This window comes from Paenibacillus kobensis NBRC 15729, assembly GCF_004000825.1.
Taxonomy (GTDB): Bacteria; Bacillota; Bacilli; order Paenibacillales; family Paenibacillaceae; genus Paenibacillus_T; species Paenibacillus_T kobensis.
Map to the genome: position 1 here is coordinate 1 of NZ_BILZ01000071.1, position 21,265 is coordinate 21,265.

The 21,265-nt window shown below is 51.9% G+C and carries 21 protein-coding genes; 9 read left to right on the plus strand and 12 right to left on the minus strand.

All coding sequences use genetic code 11. The annotated features are described in order from the left end of the window. Positions 1–708 precede the first annotated feature (708 nt). From PKO01S_RS25450 to PKO01S_RS25470, 5 genes are all read right to left on the minus strand, one after another. Entirely contained in the window at positions 709–2,601 is a 1,893-nt protein-coding gene (locus tag PKO01S_RS25450; RefSeq protein WP_176587508.1) for a stalk domain-containing protein, read from the minus strand. Between the two features lie 334 nt (positions 2,602–2,935). After that, entirely contained in the window at positions 2,936–3,523 is a 588-nt protein-coding gene (locus PKO01S_RS25455; protein WP_127534262.1) for a hypothetical protein, read from the minus strand. Positions 3,524–3,786: 263 nt separating this feature from the next. Next, complete coding sequence (locus tag PKO01S_RS25460) at positions 3,787–4,410, minus strand: YdeI/OmpD-associated family protein (RefSeq protein WP_127534263.1); 624 nt, start codon at positions 4,408–4,410, stop codon at positions 3,787–3,789. A gap of 331 nt (positions 4,411–4,741) precedes the next feature. After that, positions 4,742–5,089 carry a DUF2269 family protein gene (locus PKO01S_RS25465; RefSeq protein ID WP_127534264.1) on the minus strand — a complete coding sequence of 116 codons (348 nt, stop codon included), beginning with the start codon at positions 5,087–5,089 and terminating at the stop codon, positions 4,742–4,744. A gap of 109 nt (positions 5,090–5,198) precedes the next feature. Beyond that, a complete protein-coding gene (locus PKO01S_RS25470) occupies positions 5,199–5,612 on the minus strand; it encodes a DUF4267 domain-containing protein (RefSeq protein ID WP_127534265.1) in 414 nt (137 codons plus the stop codon). Between the two features lie 538 nt (positions 5,613–6,150). Here PKO01S_RS25470 and PKO01S_RS25480 point away from each other — a divergent pair. Continuing rightward, entirely contained in the window at positions 6,151–6,555 is a 405-nt protein-coding gene (locus PKO01S_RS25480; RefSeq protein WP_127534266.1) for a winged helix-turn-helix transcriptional regulator, read from the plus strand. 274 nt (positions 6,556–6,829) lie between these two features. Here PKO01S_RS25480 and PKO01S_RS25485 read toward each other — a convergent pair whose 3' ends face one another. From PKO01S_RS25485 to PKO01S_RS25495, 3 genes are all read right to left on the minus strand, one after another. After that, on the minus strand, positions 6,830–7,561 hold the full coding sequence (locus PKO01S_RS25485) for a VCBS repeat-containing protein (RefSeq protein ID WP_127534267.1): 732 nt from the start codon (positions 7,559–7,561) through the stop codon (positions 6,830–6,832). Positions 7,562–7,767: 206 nt separating this feature from the next. Then, on the minus strand, positions 7,768–8,613 hold the full coding sequence (locus PKO01S_RS25490; RefSeq protein WP_127534268.1) for a sulfurtransferase: 846 nt from the start codon (positions 8,611–8,613) through the stop codon (positions 7,768–7,770). Between the two features lie 185 nt (positions 8,614–8,798). After that, positions 8,799–9,668: an alpha/beta hydrolase family protein gene (locus PKO01S_RS25495; protein WP_127534269.1), complete on the minus strand. Its 870-nt coding sequence runs from the start codon at positions 9,666–9,668 to the stop codon at positions 8,799–8,801. A 469-nt stretch (positions 9,669–10,137) separates the two neighbouring features. Between PKO01S_RS25495 and PKO01S_RS25500 the strand changes: the two genes are divergently transcribed. From PKO01S_RS25500 to PKO01S_RS25520, 5 genes are all read left to right on the plus strand, one after another. After that, complete coding sequence (locus PKO01S_RS25500) at positions 10,138–11,229, plus strand: iron-siderophore ABC transporter substrate-binding protein (protein ID WP_127534270.1); 1,092 nt, start codon at positions 10,138–10,140, stop codon at positions 11,227–11,229. Continuing rightward, positions 11,222–12,262 carry a FecCD family ABC transporter permease gene (locus PKO01S_RS25505; protein ID WP_127534271.1) on the plus strand — a complete coding sequence of 347 codons (1,041 nt, stop codon included), beginning with the start codon at positions 11,222–11,224 and terminating at the stop codon, positions 12,260–12,262. Before PKO01S_RS25500 ends, PKO01S_RS25505 begins: the two co-directional genes overlap by 8 nt. Beyond that, the gene (locus tag PKO01S_RS25510; protein ID WP_127534272.1) at positions 12,259–13,293 is read left to right on the plus strand and encodes a FecCD family ABC transporter permease; all 1,035 of its coding nucleotides are present in this window, start codon (positions 12,259–12,261) and stop codon (positions 13,291–13,293) included. The genes PKO01S_RS25505 and PKO01S_RS25510 overlap by 4 nt, the downstream gene beginning before the upstream one ends. After that, on the plus strand, positions 13,293–14,162 hold the full coding sequence (locus PKO01S_RS25515; RefSeq protein WP_127534273.1) for an ABC transporter ATP-binding protein: 870 nt from the start codon (positions 13,293–13,295) through the stop codon (positions 14,160–14,162). Before PKO01S_RS25510 ends, PKO01S_RS25515 begins: the two co-directional genes overlap by 1 nt. Positions 14,163–14,391: 229 nt before the next feature. After that, positions 14,392–14,841: a DUF4395 domain-containing protein gene (locus PKO01S_RS25520; protein WP_127534274.1), complete on the plus strand. Its 450-nt coding sequence runs from the start codon at positions 14,392–14,394 to the stop codon at positions 14,839–14,841. 360 nt (positions 14,842–15,201) lie between these two features. On the opposite strand, the gene PKO01S_RS25525 is transcribed toward PKO01S_RS25520, so the two are convergent. Beyond that, positions 15,202–16,440: an MFS transporter gene (locus PKO01S_RS25525; protein ID WP_127534275.1), complete on the minus strand. Its 1,239-nt coding sequence runs from the start codon at positions 16,438–16,440 to the stop codon at positions 15,202–15,204. Between the two features lie 593 nt (positions 16,441–17,033). On the opposite strand from PKO01S_RS25525, the gene PKO01S_RS25530 reads away from it, so the two are divergent. Continuing rightward, positions 17,034–17,558, plus strand: a complete 525-nt coding sequence (locus PKO01S_RS25530) for a GNAT family N-acetyltransferase (protein WP_246070736.1) — start codon at positions 17,034–17,036, stop codon at positions 17,556–17,558. Between the two features lie 82 nt (positions 17,559–17,640). On the opposite strand, the gene PKO01S_RS25535 is transcribed toward PKO01S_RS25530, so the two are convergent. Then, positions 17,641–17,934, minus strand: coding sequence for a hypothetical protein (locus PKO01S_RS25535; protein ID WP_127534276.1), 294 nt, complete (start codon positions 17,932–17,934; stop codon positions 17,641–17,643). Between the two features lie 314 nt (positions 17,935–18,248). Between PKO01S_RS25535 and motA the strand changes: the two genes are divergently transcribed. Together motA and PKO01S_RS25545 are read left to right on the plus strand one after the other, a co-directional pair. Then, positions 18,249–19,052: a flagellar motor stator protein MotA gene (gene motA, locus PKO01S_RS25540; protein WP_127534277.1), complete on the plus strand. Its 804-nt coding sequence runs from the start codon at positions 18,249–18,251 to the stop codon at positions 19,050–19,052. Further along, positions 19,036–19,878, plus strand: coding sequence for a flagellar motor protein MotB (locus PKO01S_RS25545; RefSeq protein ID WP_127534278.1), 843 nt, complete (start codon positions 19,036–19,038; stop codon positions 19,876–19,878). Before motA ends, PKO01S_RS25545 begins: the two co-directional genes overlap by 17 nt. Before the next feature lie 58 nt (positions 19,879–19,936). Here PKO01S_RS25545 and rluF read toward each other — a convergent pair whose 3' ends face one another. Continuing rightward, positions 19,937–20,644, minus strand: coding sequence for a 23S rRNA pseudouridine(2604) synthase RluF (gene rluF, locus PKO01S_RS25550; protein WP_127534279.1), 708 nt, complete (start codon positions 20,642–20,644; stop codon positions 19,937–19,939). A gap of 7 nt (positions 20,645–20,651) precedes the next feature. Then, positions 20,652–21,265, minus strand: a 614-nt coding sequence (locus PKO01S_RS25555) for a Rossmann-fold NAD(P)-binding domain-containing protein (protein WP_127534280.1), incomplete at its 5' end; no start/stop codon positions are given.

Genomic DNA, 21,265 nt, shown 5'->3' on the forward strand with positions numbered 1-21,265 from the left:
TCGTTAACTTTATGACTATTGAAGCGTGAAAAAATAGATACTAAACTCATGAAGAGGTAATTTTATGACTATTAGAGCAGCTTCTGGCGCTTAGTCTCGTTGCCCTCCACCTCCCACTCCAATAAAAGGGTCGGAGGGAACAAAATGAAGAATTTCTTTCAGATTTTACGTAAGCGGTCATGTACACCCGGTTATTGGGTTAGCTTTACTACCCGTCTTGTAATCGGTGTTCTCGTTACCGTCATTGCTAAACTAATTCTGAACCATCTATAAAAAAAGAGGGGCTACGCCCCTCTTTTTTGTTGACTTCATGTAGAGTTTCTTTCTTGTTCCGTATATCTTGTTCCGTAATAATTGTTGACTCGTGCATAAGTGCCGGGGATCTACCACCGCTACGGTGGGACGTCCCGACTCTTTATCTGTATACACGAACATGATAAGCATAAACGTCACTCTGCTCTGTAAGTACTTCCAGAGCGACTGTCAGACCGGCGTCGTTGACTCGCTGTTGACTTCGGGTACACAAACAAGCCGTCATGGCCTTGGACTGCATGGTGGTTGTTTGTTGTTTAGACACTGCTATGCCTTACTCAATTTTTCTTCGTCCCCCACTGCTACCGCATATCCCACATTACTACTCCAATCACTCCAACTGTAGAGTTGCCCTCGGTACTCTACCATTCCGTTCTAATGCCGTAACTATTTCTATTATGATAGCTGATGAATCGACCACACAACGCCTTCACCATTGTTCCCACCGATGTTTATGAATTGAGTAAAGCCATCCGCCTTGTAATTCAGCGCCAGTATATCGCCCGCGTTCAATAACACATCGCCTTCCAATGTAACGGTTCCTTGGCTTAAAGGCGCTCTCATGGTAAGTACTAAAGCAATGTTCACGTTCAAAATAGGCAAGACCCCTGTAAGTAAAGGCGACATGGTAGGAGCCATGCGGTCAATGGAGAAGGTCGGATCAACACCTGCTCCCAGAGAAACGTTAACTGCATTAGCCAACGCGTAATTTATTGTCGCTTTAATCGAGTACTTACCCGTGGAAGGAACGACAAACGTACCGGTTGCAGGATCAAAATTACCGCTCCCGTAATAAGGGGCAATTATATCCCAACCACTCAATTGGGCAGAATTATTGGCACTCATCATATTCAAATGCGCTGAAAATCCTTCGTCTGCATAATTCACCCCGCTTGAACCTGCTGGGCCTACTGGGCCTATCGCGCCTGCTGGACCCATCGGACCCGTCGGGCCTGCCGGACCTATCGCGCCTGTCGCTCCTGCTGGACCTTCCGGACCTGCCGGGCCTATCGCGCCTGTCGCTCCTGCTGGACCCGCCGGACCTATCGCACCTGTCGCTCCTGCTGGACCTGCCGGACCTATCGCACCTGCTGGACCTTCAGGACCTATCGCGCCTGTCGCGCCTGCTGGACCCGCCGGACCTGCCGGGCCTATCGCGCCTGTCGCGCCTGCTGGACCCGCCGGACCTATCGCACCTGTCGCCCCTGCTGGACCCGCCGGACCTATCGCGCCTGTCGCGCCTGCTGGACCCGCCGGACCTATCGCACCTGTCGCGCCTGCTGGACCCGCCGGACCTATCGCACCTGTCACGCCTGCTGGACCCGCCGGACCTATCGCACCTGTCGCGCCTGCTGGACCTGCCGGACCCATCGCGCCTGTCGCGCCTGCTGGACCCGCCGGACCTATCGCACCTGTCGCTCCTGTTGGACCCGCTGGACCTTCCGGACCTATCGCGCCTGTCACCCCTGCTGGACCTGCTGGACCTATCGCGCCTGTCGCTCCTGCTGGACCTGCTGGACCCGCCGGACCTATCGCACCTGTCGCGCCTGCTGGACCTTCCGGACCTATCGCACCTGCCGGACCCGCTGGACCTTCCGGACCTATCGCGCCTACCGGGCCTGCCGGGCCTGCCGGACCTGCTGGACCTTCCGGACCTATCGCACCTGTCGCTCCTGCTGGACCTGCCGGGCCTATCGCGCCTGCCGCTCCTGCCGCTCCTGCTGGACCTGCTGGACCTTCCGGACCTGCCGCTCCTACTGGGCCTGCCGCTCCTGCTGGACCTGCTGGACCTGTCGCGCCTGCTGGGCCTGTCGCACCTGTCGCGCCTGCTGGACCTGTCGCGCCTGTTAATCCTGTCGCTCCTGCTGGGCCGACTTCGCCTGGCTCGCCTTTATCGCCAGTCGTTCCGAGCCAGATAAGGTGAAAAGCCTGCTGTTCCTTGTCCCAAGAAACCGACGCTCCGAATATTTCAGCTACGAAACGAAGCGGAACCATGAGCTCATTGTCGATTTTCTGCAGCGGCTGGCTTAACACCGACTCCGTCGTAATCGAACCGAACACAACCGATGCCTTTGCAACTTTCTCCTTGAGCTTAACGATCGTTTTGCCTTTGGTTATGACCAGCGTTTTGGTTGCCGTGTTCCATTCATATACCGCACCTAATGCGGAAACAATATCTTGAACTCGGACAAGCGTGGTTCCTTTTTGATTAATCGACGGCACGCCTTCCTTTACGACTTGATCATTTACGATCAGCTTTATTCCTGACGCTTGCGCTACCGGTACCATTACTAGTAGCATCGCTAATAAAGCAAAACTCAGAACTTTTAATCCTCTCAACTGAAAAGCTCTCAATGCTTTACCCCCCGTAATGAAGTAATAATCTTTAATATGTATAATTATAGTAATCTATCTCGCCTTATACAATGAATAACTAACTGATAAGGGAGCTGGCAGCGTGCTTTTACACTTTTTGCAAAAGAATGGGCTTGAGAAAGCATTGATTTCAGCCAATAAAAAACACAGAGCACCGGCATCCCTCGCCGTGCTCTGTTTTAAACTTTACACCCTAATATAAGCCTTTCCACCCTTACTCCTCGCCCTTCGCCACCGCATTCCCCCATTACAGTGAATTGAACGATGGAAGGGAGTCCATAAACAATAGCGCTAAGATAGCCGCTACAATAACAACCAATAATGTTAGCCTTAGAATAACGTGCCACATGGAGGATTGCCACTGATTCGAAGAAGAATCGAACCTGGCTCGAAGTTTGCCGGAAATAGAATTGTTATTCGGTTTGCGAGTATTGTAGATGATTTCCACGTTATTTCTGTTCTTAAGACCAATAGCATACAAAAGAAACTTCGTATATCTGCGATCATTCAACATGAAACTATAACGGTAAAGGGATACCTTACCCGTGAGACCCGAATTCACGTCATAGCTTTCTTCAGTTTGCTTAACGACCTTCACTTGGCGAAACTCCCCATACCTTAAGAGAGCTAGGCGTTTCATTGCCCGATACCCCGCCCATAGTGCGAGTACGCCTACAATGATCATGAAATTGTTGCTACCTGAATTGTCGGCATCATCTAATTGTTTGAGATCGTAAAGAGTTGTTACGATACCGAAAAGCCACAGTAATAACCAAAATGAACAAGCCACTCCGACTACTGCCGACCAATGCAGACTTCTTTTAACCGTTGTCATCTGCTTCCTCCATTTTGAATCATTATCTTCGTAGAGTTTAAAACAATCTAAATCTTGTTGGCAATCACTGAATTTAACGATTAACGCTTGTTAACTTCCTCCAATAAAAAAATACTGAGCAGCGCCAGCTTTCTCTCGACTTCGCCACGGTAGCGAAACACGGTTTCAGTAACCAAGCGTTGACTCCTTGTTGACTTCGGCACATAAAAGCCGAATGGCGGTCTATTTAAAATTTTTTACTGCTATGTCTTGCTCGTATGTTCTTACTTTTCGTATTTCCAGAATCGACCTTTGCCTTCGGCGATCCATTCCAGGGCTTCATCGATTCGCTGTTGTTTTGTGGCATCGGTCTTTGCACTTTCAAGCCATACGATGTAGTTCTTGCGGAATGACGGTGATTGGTTCTCAAAAACTTGTTGAGCAGTAGGATTTTTCGATAGTGCTTCTAGGAAATATACCGGAGTTTCCACTGGGTTGCTACCCGGCGCCGCTTTGGCTGTCTTGTCCAGTTTCACGCCTCGGTCATTTAAATCCATCGCTTCTTTGATAAAGCCTGCGAGTTCTTCATCTGACGGCAGCTCGGACATACTCGTGATTCTGCTCATAAATCGCTGGCTTGGCTTTACCTTCTTGCCACCAGCAAATCGGGGATCGTTCATGAACTCAGATTTTATGAATGTGAGCGAACAGTGGTTTTTAGATGAGGCTAACACGCACATGAAATCGTTTTTGTAATCAAAATGCGGGAGGGCCCACTTCATTGATTCCACTACATTAGGGCAGTTTTTGTGTATCTGCTCTCTAAGATGGTTGAGGATGGGTCTGGCAAAATCCTCAGCGTTTTCGATGTACTGTGTAACTTTTGGGTCGGTGCTCTCTAGTGACATTTTAATATTCTCCTTCCGGTACATTGTTAAACGTAGCGCCCGGATCATAACTTGCCTCATCCAATAAAATTCTTTCCGTTCAAATCACTTTACACCATTCGACAAATGGTACGATTTACCTTTATTTGTTCAAAATTATTATATTGCGGAGCAACAGCAGCCGGAACTATCACTAACGTGTAACAAAAGGTTGAGCAAGAATCGGAGGTCGGATACTAAACGTCTAGATTCTCTACGCTGTGCACAAGAGGTCGACGTAGGCAACACGCGGCTGGATTAGGCGGAACGCTGCTGCTCAACTCGCAGGCACTGCACTACCGGGAGTCCCATCTCACGGTTTGAATACCATTAGCAGAATTGAGATGAAAACGGCAAGATTAGCGACTGCTTCTAGCCAGGCGGAGCGTCTACGACTCAGTCGATACGCATCGGGTAGATCATCGCCCTGCGTCTGCTGCAGCAGCATTAGCTGCTGCTTGATGCCGGCAGGAAGAAGTCCAGCAAAGATGACCAAAATGATAAAGAAGACGACAATCGAAGACAGATACCACTGCTCTCGAAATAAATAGGGTTTCTGAAACCCAATCGTAAGACCCGTAAGAAGCAGTAGCGTACCACCAAGTTTCGGCAGGATTGCCGTCTTCTCCAGCAACGAAAGCGCGAATTTGGCCTGACCCACTGTCCGGACTTAGCTCATGATGATGGGATAGCAGATGACTACGGCTGTGGCTGTCACGGCGGAGAAGATATGGATGAACAACAGGTAATTATACATATCCCCTCACTCCCTATTTAGTTGTTGTGTTGGCTTGCCGTTCTTCTCGATACAAGATCCAACTGATAACAAGCCCATATACGGCACTAACAATATGAATCCAGGATGGTGCTTTATCCGTCGCATGCGTTAATACCAAGGTTGCATCTATTATAGGCATGATAATTGAAGTTAACATACCAACAAGTAATGCTTTTCTCATACGAAGGATCATCAAGACTAACAGGAAGATGCCAATGAACAGATCACGATCCGCTTTTATATACACAAGATTTTTGTCGGCAGTGTCATGCAGTGGTATACCAAATCCCCGAATCGCAGCTTCTGGCTGGATAAAGCCTTTTACTCCTAAAAACAGCATCAACAGTGTAATAACACCCACTGACCAAAATGTTGCTGACTTTGGTCCCCAATCAAATTTACTCATTTGATTATCTCCTCTTTCTATTGATGAACAAGCAAGCTCGGGGAAGAAAGCATATGATCAACATATCTTTTAGCTACTTGAGAGAGAAAGGCATTGTCCCCCTGTGATGCGCTGTAAGCAACAAAAGAGGGAAGAAAACGGCCATTACATTTGGTAATCGTTCTTTAGATCGGTCTTAAAAATTCGCTGATCGTAAACCAATTGTCTCCTCCCACTCGATAGCAATTTTCCGGACCATCCGTCGTAGTTGTAAGTCGAACCATTTTTTAATAGCGGCTGTGCCAAGATCACCAAGATTATACTTATTCCTCCCTGCCTGTAAAGTGGGGTTATATACCACCAATTATTGAGTCAGATACTATTTTTGAAAAGTACGCTTTTTATTCATACTTAGTCTTGAAAACCGTACTAAAGCGTACGGCATTACGAATTACGATCAACCGTACTATGTACGGAAAAGAATAGTACTTCTTAATAACCGCATACTTAGGTAGAATCGGGGAATGGATTCGGATCTTGTATGTCATGAGTTGAGAACATGGGTGCTGGTGTTAATCCGACGTATAGAAGACAGGGAATATTGACGACTCTGCAAGTCATTGGGGGCAAGTGGAAGCCGCTACTCTTATTTATTTTGCTGAAAGAGGAACCCAAACGGTTTGGGGAATTACGTCGTTTGCTTCCAAAGGTTACACAAGGTATGCTTACGAATCAGCTTCGGGAGCTGGAGCAGGATGGACTCATTGTTCGCAAAGTATTTCAGACGATCCCTCCGAAGGTTGAATACTCTTTATCTGATCATGGAAGAACGTTAAGTATGGTTTTGATCGAGATGTGCAGTTGGGGATTTAGTCATATTGATTATAGGGCAACACCAATGTCACTCCAGAAAATAAGCAAGGACTCAAGGATCGAATATAAAGATGAGGACTTTATACCATAAGCACTGCCGTCAGACTACGAGCGGAATTTGTTCGAAAATATAAGTAGTGGTTGTAAAAAATACATCGCCGGGGCGTTTAGGCCACCTGGCGATGTATTCATCGATTACATACTGCTATGCCTTGCTCGACTTTTCTTCGTCTCCAGTCGCTACAGGGTTGCCGGTATTGGAACTCCAATCACTCCAACTGCGGAATTTCCCATCTACAAAAACAGTGCAATGGCAGCTCTTGCCCATGCCCTGTTTTTTAAACTCGCAGGCTATAGCAATTACTTTATTGAATCGGCGAACCAAAGATCGCCACGTTCTGATCGCTCAAAGCGAACTGATTGCCATTCCACGCCAAGATGTTCAAGAAATAACCCAAGGCATCTGCGTTATATCTCCCGGCAATCTTCTGATAGGCGAGCAGCTCGTAAACGTTATTCCCATCGAAATCGACGGGATACAATCCGCTTAGCGGATTTACGAATCCTGATATCGGCTGCTTCAGCTTTCCGTTAGCCCGGTAGATCTCTCCAAGATACTCCTTGTCTCGGTTGGAGATGTCGATGATGTATTCCATCTTGTTCAGTTTGCTGACAACCTTAACTTTGTAATAATCCTGGAAAGTCACCGCGTATTGATAGAGCTCATTATACGCCTTGTAGTTGAAAATGATTTGCGCAACGTTATTTAAGTACGAATATACAAAATGATACATGATCCCTCCGCTCCCGCCGGAATTAATGCTAATCAGAATGTCATTAACCCTGTTCCCGGTAAAGTCGCCTAAAAAAAGAGTCGGATTATACCCCGCATTATCCTGCAATGGCGTATGGGTGACTCTGCCACTACTTCCGTCTTGCACGACCAACGTGATTTGTTGAATAAACGGACTGTCCGGGGTCCGAACTCCCGTAAGATACACGTTGTCCAATACCCCGTCTCCCGTCACATCGCCCTGTGCGAACGCTACGATACTCGGATGGCTCGTTACTAGCCCACGATAATACTGATAACTCATCCCGTTATCTCCTTTACTCAACACCTTGGTTCATAACCCTCGTTTTTATGATATGGGCATTATTTCATGCATACAGTTACTGCCCATTGGGATCGACAAGTCCACTTCATCTTGACTCCGGAAACAAAAAAATACATCGCCAGAGCCTTTGGGCAACTTGGCGATGTATTCATCATTTAAGTACTGCTATTCGTCTTTTGGTTCACCTATTCTCCGGTAGCAACCGGATTCCCCTCATAGCTACTCCAATCACTCCAACTACCCGCATACAGCTTCACGTTCTTGTATCCCGCTTCTTGCAGCGCGAATACGTTCGGCGTTGCCGTCACACCAGATCCGCAGTAGACGATAACCTCGTCATCCTTCGAGATACCTTCGAACCGAGCAGCCTGCTCCTCTGCGTTCTTCCACTTCCCATCCGCACCGCGGCCTTCGGTCCAGAAGCGGTTGATCGCCGACGGAATATGGCCGCCCACCGGGTCCATCGTCTCATTCTCGCCGCGGTAGCGCCCCGGATCGCGCGAATCGATAATGACCGTGCCCGCACGGCCGATCCGCTCGCGTACCTCATCCTGGCTGACCAGCATATGCTCTTGCACGCTAGGCGTGTACACAACTCCCGACACTTCCGCAGGAACTTCCGTCGTGACCGGATGACCGGCCGCAACCCAGCCCGCATAACCGCCTTCGAGCAGCACCGCCTCGCCTTTATGGCCTGTCCATTGCAGCAGCCACAGAAGACGCGATGCCATCGCCCCGCCTTGGTCGTCGTACGCCACAACCGGCGTATCATTGCTAATCCCAATGCGGCCGAGCGTCTCAGCCAGCACCGCTGGCTCCGGCAGCGGATGGCGTCCGCCGCGTCCGTCTTCCCGCTTCGGCGATGACAGATCGTGGCTGAGATTCAAATAGTAAGCCCCCGGCAAATGCCCCTCCGCATAAGCATTACGCCCCGCATTCGTGTCGCTCAGCACATAACGCGCATCAACAACGACGAGCCCGTCTTTCCCTAACCGCTCCAGTACCCACTCCGCCGACTTCACATATGACATATCGAATCACTCCTTTGTCGTTTTGGCCTAGCGTGATCGAATCCTCAACATTCACTCGAAAGCTCACTTATCTATTCATGCATCTCTTCATGCATCTATCCAAGCATCTATTCATTCGTCCACTTATCTGTTCACTCATCTATCCATACATCTAATCGCTCAGCCCTTGTTCCTCCATCAACCTGCTATCCCTTCGTAACCTCCGCCGCAAAATCCGCCGTAAGCGCGATCACCCGCTCCAAATCGTCCGTCGTCCCAGCCCACGGATGCACCGCTCCGAACGTGTGATTCGCCCCTTCGAGCACGACATACCGGTGCTGCGGCGCGTTCTCTTGCAGCTCTTCGAATCCATACACCAGCCTAGGCGAATCGCTGTCGCCCTGCAGGAACAAAGCCGGCGTCTTCAGCGCCGCCGCACGTGCCACGATATCGTAGCGCTCCTCATTCTGGTCGAGATCCTTGAAAAATGCCGCCGAAATCGGCATCTCCTGCTTCGTCCGCGCATTCGGTACATACCCCACGCCATCTTCTAGCACCAGATCGCGGAATTCGTCGTCGAACAGATCGCAATCTGCAATCCCGTTCCACGACACGATGCCGCGCAGCTCCGCTTCATGCTCCGCCGCGTATAGAACACAATCGCCGCCGCCCCGGCTGTGGCCGACAAGCACGATCCGCCCCGCATCGAGCTGCTCCGACAGCGGCAGTCCGCCTTCCCGGACCGCCTTCAGCACTGTCTCGATATCGCCCAGCTCCAGCGTATGCGTATTGAGCGCGAACTTGTCCAGTTCGTCGAAGTCGGTCTCTCCCACACCATTATGCGAGAAGTTGAACGTCACGACCGCGAAGCCGTGCCCCGCCAGTCTCTCCGCCGCATAGGGGAAGCTGCCCCAATCCTTAAACCCTTTGAACCCATGCAGCAGCACAATTACAGGCCGTCGTTCCACCGAGGCCCCTTCCGCATTCAATACCCGCACGTCTCCCCGAATCCTTGAATCTCCTCCACGTTCCAGCACGAACGCCTCATGAATCAAGCCGCTTACTCCATTAGTCATTCCTGTTTCCCTCCCTTTCATCTGCTCACACGGTTGCGAATCGAACCGCCTCATTCTCCGATGCCGTTGTCAGCTTTCACTAGCACTATCATAGCACTCCACCGCACCATTAGGAAAATGCTTCTAGTCCCGCATCACGACCGCCCCTGCACATCTATCAACACCCCCGTCTCGCACACCCTGCCAATCGGGACTTCACATAATGTTCATGATTTTCATTACACCTCTTAATCCGTGTAATCCCACTCCTTTAGAATGCAGTGGTGATCAACAAAAGCTTCACTAAATTTAATCTATAACGTATGAGATTTACGCCATAACCTGCATGAATTGACGTTTCGCCGTGCATTTGATGCGAACTGCATAACAATTTTTGTATTGACAACGATTCTCAAACGTTTTATAGTGACTTTGATAATCATTATCAACGGTAATTAATATACTTTACATAAAGGAAGGGTAACCCACAATGAATGCAAAACGTAACATCTCTCTCAAATCACTTGTAATCCTCTCATCCGCTCTGATCATTGCGCTCGCTGGCTGCGGAAGCGACAAGAAAGAAGCAGCGACGGGAACAGCAGCAACAACTAGCGAAACGGCAAGCACGGGGACGACGACAACCGAAGCTCCTGCTGCAGAAGTGCAATATCCAATCACGATCAAACACGCACTCGGCGAAGCTGTAATTGAGAAAAAGCCGGAACGTGTCGCTACGATCTCGTGGGCGAACCAAGACGTTGCGCTCGCACTCGGCGTTGTGCCTGTAGGCTTCTCGGCGGCGAACTATGGCGTTGAAGACGGCAGCGGACTGCTTCCTTGGACGGCTGCTAAGCTGAAAGAGCTTGGCGCGGATAAGCCGAATATTTTCCAAGATACGGACGGCCTTGATTTCGAAGCGATCTCGGATGCGAACCCGGATGTCATCCTTGCGGCATACTCCGGCATTACGAAGGAAGAGTATGAGACGCTGAGCCAGATCGCTCCGGTTGTCGCTTACCAAACGCAACCTTGGGTAACGTCCTGGCGTGAGCAAGTTGAATTCAACTCTAAAGCCATGGGCATGGAGCAAGAAGGTCAGCAGCTCATTAAAGATACGGAGAAGCTGATTGCCGATAAGGCTAACGAACATCCGAGCATCAAAGGCAAGAAAGCGGTATTCGCCTATATCTCGCCGCAAGACTTGTCCTCCGTCTCGATCTATACGCCTGGCGATCCGCGCGGCGCGTTCCTGGAAGAGCTCGGCATGGTATTCCCGGACAGCGTGAAGAAACTGGTTACGGACGAGTCCGGCTTCTATCTCCAATTGAGCGCGGAGAACGCTGACGTATTGAACGACGCCGATATTATTGTCAGCTATGCGGATGACTCTGTGCTGAAGGCGCTGCAAGCAGATCCTGTATTCGGCAAAATCCCAGCAATCAAAAGAGGCTCTGTCGTATTCATTAAAGATAATACGCCGCTCGCGGCAGCAGGCAACCCGAACCCGCTCTCGATCGCGTACACGATTGACGAATATGTAGGTCTGCTCGACGCGGCAGTTGCTAAGATCAATGGCTAGTACGACGGCTTCAACCAACCAACAGGTAAGCCTGATCATCCCGAAGCATTTTACGAAAGTGCTGGTGACCTGCGTCATCCTGCTTGCTCTATGTGTGGTTGCTTCACTCGTGTTCGGATCTCGCGTGATCTCGTGGAACGGTCTAATTGACGGACTGTTCCACTCGGACGCCGATTCCTTCGAGGCGAGTGTCATCCATAAGCGGATCTCGCGGACGGTCTTCGCCCTGTGCTGCGGAGCAGCACTAGGTGTATCGGGATCGCTTATGCAGGCGGTTACTCGAAACCCGATCGCAGACCCTAGTATTCTAGGCGTCAATACAGGGGCATCGCTGTTTGTTGTTTGTGGGATTGCGTTCTTGCATATCAGCACCGCGGGCCAATATATTTGGCTGGCATTGGCCGGTGCGTTGCTCACCGCAATATTCGTATATGGAATCGGCTCTATGGGACGTGGCGGCGCCACGCCCCTTAAGCTTGTATTAGCAGGAGCCGCCACAAGCGCTGCCCTTACTTCACTCGTTAGTGCGATTATGATTCCGCGCTCCTACGTCATGGACCAATTCCGGTTCTGGCAAGTCGGCAGCGTCGGGGTCGGGAATTGGGATGTCGTCGGAACGTTCGCGCCATTTCTGATCGTCGGGATTATACTGGCGTTCGTTACCGCTCCTGCATTGAATGCGCTGGCTCTCGGGGACGAAGTCGCGACCGGCCTTGGCGTTCGTACGGGAACGCTCCGATTGGTTGCTGCTGTTGCGGGCGTCCTGCTGTGCGGCGCGGCGACGGCACTGGCTGGACCGATCGGGTTCATCGGACTGCTGGCTACACACTTGATGCGTCTAGTGCTTGGATCTGACCTGCGGTTCGTCATTCCGATGTCGGCCCTTTCCGGAGCGATTGTACTCACCCTGTCGGACGTCATCGGCAGAGTGGTCGGCAGCCCTGGCGAACTCGAAGTCGGTGTTGTGACCGCATTCGTCGGTGCTCCAATTCTGATAATAATAGCGATGAAAGCGAAAGTGCGTTCATTATGACAACTAATACGATTGCTTACATTATGGAAGGAAGACGCGCTCGCCATCGTCGTTGGATTGTGGTTACGAGCATACTGGCCGTCCTGTCGGTCGTGCTGTGCTGCACCATGCTGATGCTGGGGAATACGGTCTATCCGGTCCAAGACGTTATTCGTGCGGTCATGGGCGAGAAGATTAAAGGCGTCTCCTTCGCCGTGAATACGATTCGTTTGCCAAGAATGCTGGCCGGCATGATGGCTGGCTTTGCTTTCGGCCTTGCCGGCCATACGTTCCAGACGATGCTTCGCAACCCGCTGGCGAACCCGAATGTGATCGGCATTACGTCCGGCTCGGGTGCGGCGGCTGTGTTCTGCATTACCATGCTTCATGCTAGCGATACGGTCGTGTCGATGGCTTCGGTTGCTGCCGGTCTTGCGACGACCATCATTATTTATTTGCTGTCGGGCAATGGCAGAACGTTCGCGATCGGCCGATTGATTCTGATCGGCATCGGGATTCAAGCGATGTTGGATGCTGTTATTTCGTATTTGATGCTGAAAAGCGCGCAATATGATCTCCCGGCGGTGATGAGATGGCTTAGCGGCAGTCTCAACGGCTCGAAAATCAATGAGCTTCCGCCGCTTGCGGCTACGCTCGTTGTCTTTGCTCCAATCATTATTCTGCTGGGCAAACATCTAAGCATATTGGAGCTTGGCGAGCAATCCGCCACCTCGCTTGGCGTCAGCGCGAACAAGACGCGAATCGCGCTTATTGTGAGCGCGGTCATTCTGATCTCGGTTGCTACTGCGATCACGGGTCCGATTGCCTTTGTGGCCTTTCTTTCAGGTCCCATTGCCAAGCGATTAGTAGGAGCAGGCTTCTCCAGCGCCATTCCTGCCGGTTTAGTCGGCGTTATTCTGGTATTGGCATCAGATCTTATCGGACAATTTGCTTTTGAGACCAGATTCCCTGTCGGCATTATAACGGGCATACTCGGGGCACCGTACTTGATCTACTTGCTAATCCGAATGAATCGGAAGGGAGACTTATAATGAAGGCGACACATACGTTTCAAGCGGAACAGACGGTTTCGGGCTATGAGAACAAAACAATTGTCAAAGGCATAAGCCTGTCGATTCCAAGCAACCAAATAAGCGTCATTATCGGTGCGAACGCCTGCGGCAAGTCCACGCTGCTGAAGACGCTGGCGAGGCTCATCAAGCCCATCTCCGGAAGTATTACATTGGATGGCAAGCAGATTGATCGGATCCCGCCGAAGCAGCTGGCCAGAGTGCTCGGACTGCTGCCGCAATCGCCGATCGTCCCGGAAGGCATCTCGGTCGCGGACCTCATCGGCCGCGGACGGTTCCCGCATCAGACGCTGTTCAGCGGCTGGTCGAAGAAGGACTACGAGGCCGTCGCCGAAGCGATGGAAATTATGAAGATTACCGAGCTGGCGAATCAGAACATCGACGAGCTGTCGGGCGGCCAGAGGCAGCGTGTCTGGATTGCGATGGCGCTGGCGCAGCAGACAGATATTTTGTTCCTGGATGAGCCGACAACCTTCTTGGATATTACGTATCAGGTCGAAATTCTAGATCTGCTTACCGACCTTAACCGCAAGCACGGAACGACGATCGTCATGGTGCTTCATGATATCAATTTGTCTTCGCGTTATGCCGATCATATCTTCGCACTGCGTCAGGGCCAGCTGGTGGCAGAGGGCGCACCGTCCAAGGTGATCACGAGTGAGCTCGTGAAGGACATCTTCGGCATGGATAGCACGGTCATTCAAGACCCGGTATCCGGAACGCCGCTGATCGTGCCGATCGGCCGTCATCATGTGAAACCGGCGAAGCCTGTAACTCCTGAGATTTCTGCGCAATCCGTTCACACGACTGACCCTGCGCTTACCTATTAATCCGAGAATGGCGAACTCCTCAAGTATCTGCTCATGCAATCTGCATGCGGCAGGCGCTTGAGGATTTTTTTATATCTCTGCCGAACGTGAAGCGTCCTTGAATTCATCTGAATTATTTGTTATGTACTTAGCCGCCAACTTATGTTACATTATGCTTATCAAAATACTAGGAATTAAAACATCCTTATATCGATCAACGGTTCCTCACCTATAAAGGAGGGCTTCGACGATGGCATCCCATCCATTGAACACGGATTTGAACTGCGTTGACGACGTTCCGCTGCACCGTGTAAGAGGCAATCAGCTTGGTATTCTGCTATTTATTATAATAAGCGTTGCAACTCAGCAGCTATGGCTGCTTCTCGTACCGCTCGCTGTACAGATTATTAGCCGCACATGGGGCGTCCGTTACAACGTATTCGTTCGATTATTCGCTCGGATCTTCCCCGTCAGCACAAGAACCGAAAGCCGGGAACTGCTGCGGTTCAACAACCTGCTGGCGATTCTGTTCCTGCTGGGAGCTGTGATTGGATTCGCAGCAGGCAGCGACGTTGTCGGATACATCTTCGTCGGCTTCCTTAGCGTCGCTGTCATTCTCGCACTCAGCGGGTTCTGCCTCGGCTGCTTCATGTACTTCCAATGGAAGCAATTCCTCGCCCGGAGACGGATAAGCGGTTGATCCGCACTCTATAACGAGCCCCGTACCTATCAGGTGCGGGGCTTCGTCTGTTCCGTAACATTAGGCATCAATTGGTGCGGAAGTGCGCAAAGTACAATCACACCCTCGGGTCTTCATTGTATGGAGTACAATGAAGTCCGTTAAACACCCCTCCAGTGAGCCGCCTCGTTGTATTCTGTACAATGAGAAATTGGCCAGAACGTCGCTTGCACCCGACTACGCGGACTGACTCTATATTCTGATTGTATAGAATACAATTAAACCTTCTCTAAGACATGAACCCCTTCATCTCATTGCACAAAATGCAACGAAGCCCCACGCCTCATAGGCGCAGGGCTTCGTTCATTATACATACATCCGCTATGCCGCTGTAACCGGATCTGGCTCCTCGCCTGCCGACGTTCTTCGGCCCGACATGACCATGAGCAGGAACGTCACGAGCATCGCAGCCGCAAGACCGGCGATCATCCACATCGTAGTCGTCGTGCCATAGCTGTCCATCAGCCAGCCCGCGATACGCGGGAAGATCGCTCCTCCGATTCCGCCCGCCGCGACCATCAAGCTTGTCGTTCGCTCCGTCATTCCTTGTATGCGGCTGTTCGCGTAGACGAGCGCTACGGCGAACATACCAGACATGACAAGACCGGCCAGACAGGTCCAGATAACGAGTCCGTTGAACGACATCGTGAATACCGACATCGTCAGGACGATAATCGATCCAAGCGACGACACCGCCAGATAGATGGGGAACCCGATCCGGTCCGCCAGGTTGCCTGCGAACAAACGGCCGATAACCATGAACGCCCAGAATAAGCTGAGCACAGACGTCGCGTTCGTATCGGTCGTCCCCGTGCGCTCGATCATGAAGGAAGCCAGATAGTTCGAGTAGCTCATTTCTAACCCGACATAGATCATGAAGAACAGCACGCCGAACAGCAGAAAAGGAACCGCCTGCCGGTTGTAGCGCTGCCGAGGCGGTCTCGCCCGCTCCGGTTTCTTGCCGCCCGCTGCGTCTGTCGCTTCCGACGGCCTGGCCGGCCAACCGATCCGGTCGTCCGCTGGTCCGAAGGACATCGTCAGCCAGAGCAGCATCGTCACGCCCGATATCGCAGTGAGCGCCGGGAAGGCCAGCTGCCAGACGCCCATGTGAATCAAATAAGCCGCTCCGATCGGCATCACGAGTGCGCCTACGCCGAAGAACACTTCCAGAAAAGCCATCGAGGATGCCTTCTTCGCTTCCGACAGCTCTATAATCGTCGCGCCAACGATCGCCTCTGCCATGCCGAAGCCGACTCCGGCGAACGGAGCGATTAGAAGCATAAGCGTCCACGGCCCCAACATGCTGTAAGAGGCTTCCGCAACGGTTAAGCAGCCGAACGCTATGACGAGCGTGCTTCTTTTGCCGATTCGCGAAGTGATCATCGGTGCAGCCAGTACGCCGAGCAAATACCCGACGAATTGACTCGTAATCCACAGACTGCCTTCTTTATAATCGAGTTTATAATGCGCGATCATCGGCTCCAGCACTGCTCCCGTCAGAACCATAGCCAGACCGATGAGAAAGTATGATAAGCTGCCGACGGCAATCAGTTTACGCATAGGAACTCCTTAAAGGTTTTGCGGATAGTGGTATGGGTTCATATATGAACCATTAGTGCAGCAAAACCTTGCATCGTAAGCATAAGCTAAGGTTTTGCGGAATGGTATCGGCTCTGCAATGAGCCAATGTAGAGCGAAACCTGCATCGTAAGTACAGGCTAAGGTTTTGCTTGCGGGAAATCAAACACTGCATCTCGCACAAATCATGTACAAAGTGCAGGCTTCATGAGGACTAATGGCATCCCGAGAAGAAATTGCTGCAATAAATGCTGTAATTAGCATCATTCCGAGCATGATATCGGGGATAGTCCCTAAAAAGCATGCACAAAGTGCAGGTTTCTCATCATTAGAAGCTTCATGAGATGCAGTCCCTGCACTTTATGCAGGAACCGCCACGAAAACTCGAGCGATCAAGCCCACCACAGCGGGGACTGATCCTTTTTATCTTCCATATCTGTTATCCTATATTTAACCCGAATGCAAAAGGTCGGTATCAGCTTCTCCCAAAACCGACTTCATCATCATACCACTGCATACCGCCGATTGGTTGCTCCGGGTTCGAATCTTTCGTGACAAAATTGGAGATGATCGCCATGCCCCGCATACAACCCGACAACGTTGATAACCAAATGCCAAGCATAACGTTCCGCTTCGTACCGATGAGCCGGGAACAAGCAGCTGAGCTGTGCGGCTGGCGCTACGAGCCGCCGTTCGGTCTGTACGGCTGGTCCGACTGGTCCCGTATGGAATCCGAAGGCATCGAATTCGGCGACAGCGCCATTCGTGAACGACAATATACGGCCGCCGTGGATGACGAGGGCCGTATGATCGGCTTCGCGCAGTTGTTTCCGATACTCGGCGTAACCCGGCTTGGCCTTGGACTCCGTCCCGACCTGTGCGGCCATGGACTCGGCCCGGCATTCGCGCGGGCAGCTGCCGAAGAAGCGCTCCGGCGCGCATCCGGCGACGCCGTCGATCTCGAGGTGCTCACCTGGAACACCCGCGCCATCCGCGCTTACGAGAAGGCAGGCTTCGTTATCGAGGATACCTATGATCGTCCAACGCCCTCCGGGAACGCCGAATTCCACTGCATGGTCTACACAGGACCCGATGCTTGAGCATGGGCCTTCTCCCCTTCCAGGCCAGGCCAGGTAAGTCAGCTGTTGCTATGCCGCGGCCTGAAGCGGCTGCTCTCCAGCTTTAAATCAGCCGAACGACCTGCGTAACATTTCCCGCCTGCACAACTTCAATAATGTGATGCTTCGCCACATAGACGACGGCGCCGTCGCCGACACGGATATCCGCTTGCTGCCCAAGACCGTAGAACACGTCATCGGCCAGCGCTTCCATCACTTCCGCCTTCTCTTCGCCGCCGAGCGCATCCCATTCTTCCTTCGTCATTTCAAAAAACTCAAAGCTATTCGGAATCGCGCTTACAGCCTCCGTCAAATCCTTCAATATATCCGCATATTCGCGCGCGTGTCTAACGCCCATTCGAATCCCGTCCCTTCGCCTCTTCTGTTAGTGTTCGTAGTGGTCTCTCCATTTTACACCAAAAACCTTCCGCTTTCATTGCCGACAAGCTTCGCCTGCCATACATTTTTACAGCATCGTCCCATAAGCACATGCACCTGCATCGCCTTTTGACGACACTCCACGATACTTTTCGACCTTTCCTCCGACAAAAAGGACTAAAACCTCTAATTTCTGCCCCCCATCATGACGATATAAAAGGAAATGGGATGCTTTGGGCATCCAGACAAAGCGTCATTGTACGTCGAACTTTCTACTATTGGACGGGGTGTATTATGGAGAAATCAACTGGTATCGGTATTGGACTCGGCCTTGTAGCCGTCGTGTTCGGGATGTATCTCAAGGGAGCGCCGATCGTCAATCTGGTAAACAACCCGGCTGCGTACGTTATTATCATAGTCGGTACGGCCGCATCGCTGTTCGTCGGGTTCCCGCTTGCGGAAATCAAGAAAATCCCGACCTTGTTCAAGATTATTTTCAAACGGCAATTGCTTCCTGAACGCGAAGAACTGATCCGCCTGTTCATGGAATGGGCTACGATTACCCGCCGTGAAGGCCTGCTTGCACTGGAAGCGAAAGTCGATGAAATCGAAGACACGTTCCTTCGCAATGGCATGCGGATGATTATTGACGGTAATGACCAAGATTTCGTCCGTGACGTTCTGCTTGAAGATATTGCCGCGACAGAACAACGGCACAAAACCGGCGCGCTTATTTTCTCCCAAGCCGGCATGTACGCGCCTACCCTCGGGGTACTCGGCGCCGTTATCGGCCTCATCGCCGCTCTGGCGGATATGAGCGACATGGAGAAGCTGTCTCATGCAATCGCAGCCGCGTTCATCGCGACGCTGCTTGGTATTTTCACCGGTTACGTCTTGTGGCATCCAATTTCGAATAAGCTGAAGCGTCTGTCCCGCCGCGAATCGGACATTCGCCTGATGATGGTAGAGGGATTGCTGTCCATCCAGACCGGCGTCTCGACGATCGCCATCAATCAGAAGCTGTCGGTATACTTGACGCCTACAGAGCGCGCGAAGATGTTGGAGAAGGAGGAGAGGAACGGTGAGCAGAAGGCGTAGACACGAAGAACACGAGGAGCATGCGGACGAATCGTGGCTCATTCCATATGCTGACTTGATGACACTGTTGCTTGCGCTCTTTATCGTTCTATTCTCCATGAGCTCCGTCGATGCGAAACGGTTCGATGAGATGAGCCGTGCGTTCAACATGGCGCTTGACGGCGGGGTTGGCGTACTGGACGGACTTCGGACGATCGAAGAGAATCCTTCGAGCAAGACCGAGGATGAGAAGTACAAGTACAAAGAACAATCCAATCAGCAAGCGCAGACGGTCCAGAACAAGCAGAACAACGACGATCTCGAGAAGCTTCGCAAGAAGGAGCAAGAAGATCTCGAGAAGCTGAAGAAGCAGCTGGACTCCTATATTAAGTCAGCCGGGCTGACGACTCAGCTCGACACGAAGCTGAACCAATCGCAGCTCCTCATCACGATCAGCGACAACGCGCTGTACGCTTCCGGCAGTGCTGCCGTGAAGCCGGAGGCCCGCAAGCTTGGACAAGCGATCTCGAAGATGCTGTACAAGTATCCTGGATACGAGATTATCGTCGCCGGCCATACGGATGACCAGCCGATCTCGAACAGCGAATTCCGCAACAACTGGGAGCTGAGCTCGCAGCGCGCGCTTAATTTCATGGAAGTTCTGCTGAATAGCGCGAAACTCGATCCGAAGCTGATCAGTTCGACCGGCTACGGCGAATACCGTCCGCTGGATACGAGCAATACCAACGCAGGACGGGCGAAGAACCGCCGTGTCGAAGTATCGCTCATGCGCAAATATACGGGCGACAAAGTAACACCTGACGATGTAGCCGTCGCCGTAAAATAAAGAAGAGGCCGGAACGTTTATCGCTTGAAGCGATATCGTTCCAGCCTCTCTTTTTTATTCATTGGTCTGACGGTCTGTAGTTCAACATCGTGAACAGCTCGTTCAACTCGTCACGGTGCAAATCGCGCCAGCGGCCGATCGCCAGATCGCCGAGATGGATGTTCATGATCCGCATCCGGCGCAGCCGGACGACATTATAGCCGAACGCTTCGCACATACGGCGAATCTGACGGTTCTTCCCCTCGGTCAGAATGATCTTGAACACGCGTTCCGCTACGCGCGTCACTTTGCATGGCAGCGTCATCGTACCAAGAATGCGGACGCCCCCGCTCATCCCTCTCAAGAACATGTCCGTCACGGGCCGGTCCACGGTCACGATGTACTCCTTCTCATGCTTGCCCTCAGAACGTAAAATCTTGTTCACGATATCGCCGTCGTTCGTCAGCAGAATAAGACCTTCCGAGTCCTTATCGAGCCGTCCAATCGGAAAAATCCGTTCACGGTGTCCGACGAAGTCGACAATGTTGCCCTTGATTTGCTGCTCGGTCGTGCTCGTAATGCCGACCGGCTTGTTCAGCGCGATATAGACATGCCGCTTCGACTCGCCGATCCGCTTGCCGTTCACCCGCACGTCGTCGCCCTGCTCCGCCTGGCTGCCAAGCTGTGCGACGACGCCGTTGATCGTAACGCGGCCTTCCTCCACGAGCTTGTCGGCTTCCCTCCGGGAGCAGAATCCGGTCTCGCTAATAAATTTATTGATTCTCACTTGTCCTTCACCCCATCATGCTGCTGTCCGAGCTTTCGTTCTTCTTGCCTCCGCTTGGCTCTGAGCCAAGCGCAGCCGTATCCGCCGAATTGTACACATAGACGCCTTCCGCAGCGGGACGTGTCCCGGCTTCCAGCATGGCCGCTGCGACCGTATCGCCGCCAATCGGGCGATAGCGCCGCAGTCCGCCCATCATGAAGGGCCGAATCGCTACTGCCGCCCAAGATCCGAACAGCTCGCCAATCCGAAGCTCCTGGCGCTTGCCGAGCAACAGCGATGGCCGGAACAAATGCAGCTCCGGAAGCTTCAATTCCGCCAGCTCTTCCTCCAGCTCACCCTTCACCCGGCTATAAAAGAATGGCGAAGACGTTGACGCGCCCATCGCGGTTACCGCCACAACCTTGCGGCTGCCGCGGTTTTTCGCCCATTCACCCAGCATTAACGGGTAGTCGAAATCAACCTTACGAAACGCTTCCTTCGTCTTCGCCTTGCGAATCGTGGTCCCAAGGGCACAATAGACAACATCCGCTTCAACGTCGGATAACGCCTCCGTCATCCGGTCGAAATCGGCGACGATAACGCGCAGCTTGCCTGCTCTCGCTCCCGCCGCTGACACGGCTC

Excerpts from the sequence above, each read along its gene's own strand:
- PKO01S_RS25450 (WP_176587508.1), bottom strand. The coding sequence starts at position 2,601 with ATGGTACCGGTAGCGCAAGCGTCAGGAATAAAGCTGATCGTAAATGAT.
- PKO01S_RS25455 (WP_127534262.1), bottom strand. The coding sequence starts at position 3,523 with ATGACAACGGTTAAAAGAAGTCTGCATTGGTCGGCAGTAGTCGGAGTG.
- PKO01S_RS25460 (WP_127534263.1), bottom strand. The coding sequence starts at position 4,410 with ATGTCACTAGAGAGCACCGACCCAAAAGTTACACAGTACATCGAAAAC.
- PKO01S_RS25470 (WP_127534265.1), bottom strand. The coding sequence starts at position 5,612 with ATGAGTAAATTTGATTGGGGACCAAAGTCAGCAACATTTTGGTCAGTG.
- PKO01S_RS25480 (WP_127534266.1), top strand. The coding sequence starts at position 6,151 with ATGGGTGCTGGTGTTAATCCGACGTATAGAAGACAGGGAATATTGACG.
- PKO01S_RS25485 (WP_127534267.1), bottom strand. The coding sequence starts at position 7,561 with ATGAGTTATCAGTATTATCGTGGGCTAGTAACGAGCCATCCGAGTATC.
- PKO01S_RS25490 (WP_127534268.1), bottom strand. The coding sequence starts at position 8,613 with ATGTCATATGTGAAGTCGGCGGAGTGGGTACTGGAGCGGTTAGGGAAA.
- PKO01S_RS25495 (WP_127534269.1), bottom strand. The coding sequence starts at position 9,668 with ATGACTAATGGAGTAAGCGGCTTGATTCATGAGGCGTTCGTGCTGGAA.
- PKO01S_RS25500 (WP_127534270.1), top strand. The coding sequence starts at position 10,138 with ATGAATGCAAAACGTAACATCTCTCTCAAATCACTTGTAATCCTCTCA.
- PKO01S_RS25505 (WP_127534271.1), top strand. The coding sequence starts at position 11,222 with ATGGCTAGTACGACGGCTTCAACCAACCAACAGGTAAGCCTGATCATC.
- PKO01S_RS25510 (WP_127534272.1), top strand. The coding sequence starts at position 12,259 with ATGACAACTAATACGATTGCTTACATTATGGAAGGAAGACGCGCTCGC.
- PKO01S_RS25515 (WP_127534273.1), top strand. The coding sequence starts at position 13,293 with ATGAAGGCGACACATACGTTTCAAGCGGAACAGACGGTTTCGGGCTAT.
- PKO01S_RS25520 (WP_127534274.1), top strand. The coding sequence starts at position 14,392 with ATGGCATCCCATCCATTGAACACGGATTTGAACTGCGTTGACGACGTT.
- PKO01S_RS25525 (WP_127534275.1), bottom strand. The coding sequence starts at position 16,440 with ATGCGTAAACTGATTGCCGTCGGCAGCTTATCATACTTTCTCATCGGT.
- PKO01S_RS25530 (WP_246070736.1), top strand. The coding sequence starts at position 17,034 with ATGCCCCGCATACAACCCGACAACGTTGATAACCAAATGCCAAGCATA.
- PKO01S_RS25535 (WP_127534276.1), bottom strand. The coding sequence starts at position 17,934 with ATGGGCGTTAGACACGCGCGCGAATATGCGGATATATTGAAGGATTTG.
- motA (WP_127534277.1), top strand. The coding sequence starts at position 18,249 with ATGGAGAAATCAACTGGTATCGGTATTGGACTCGGCCTTGTAGCCGTC.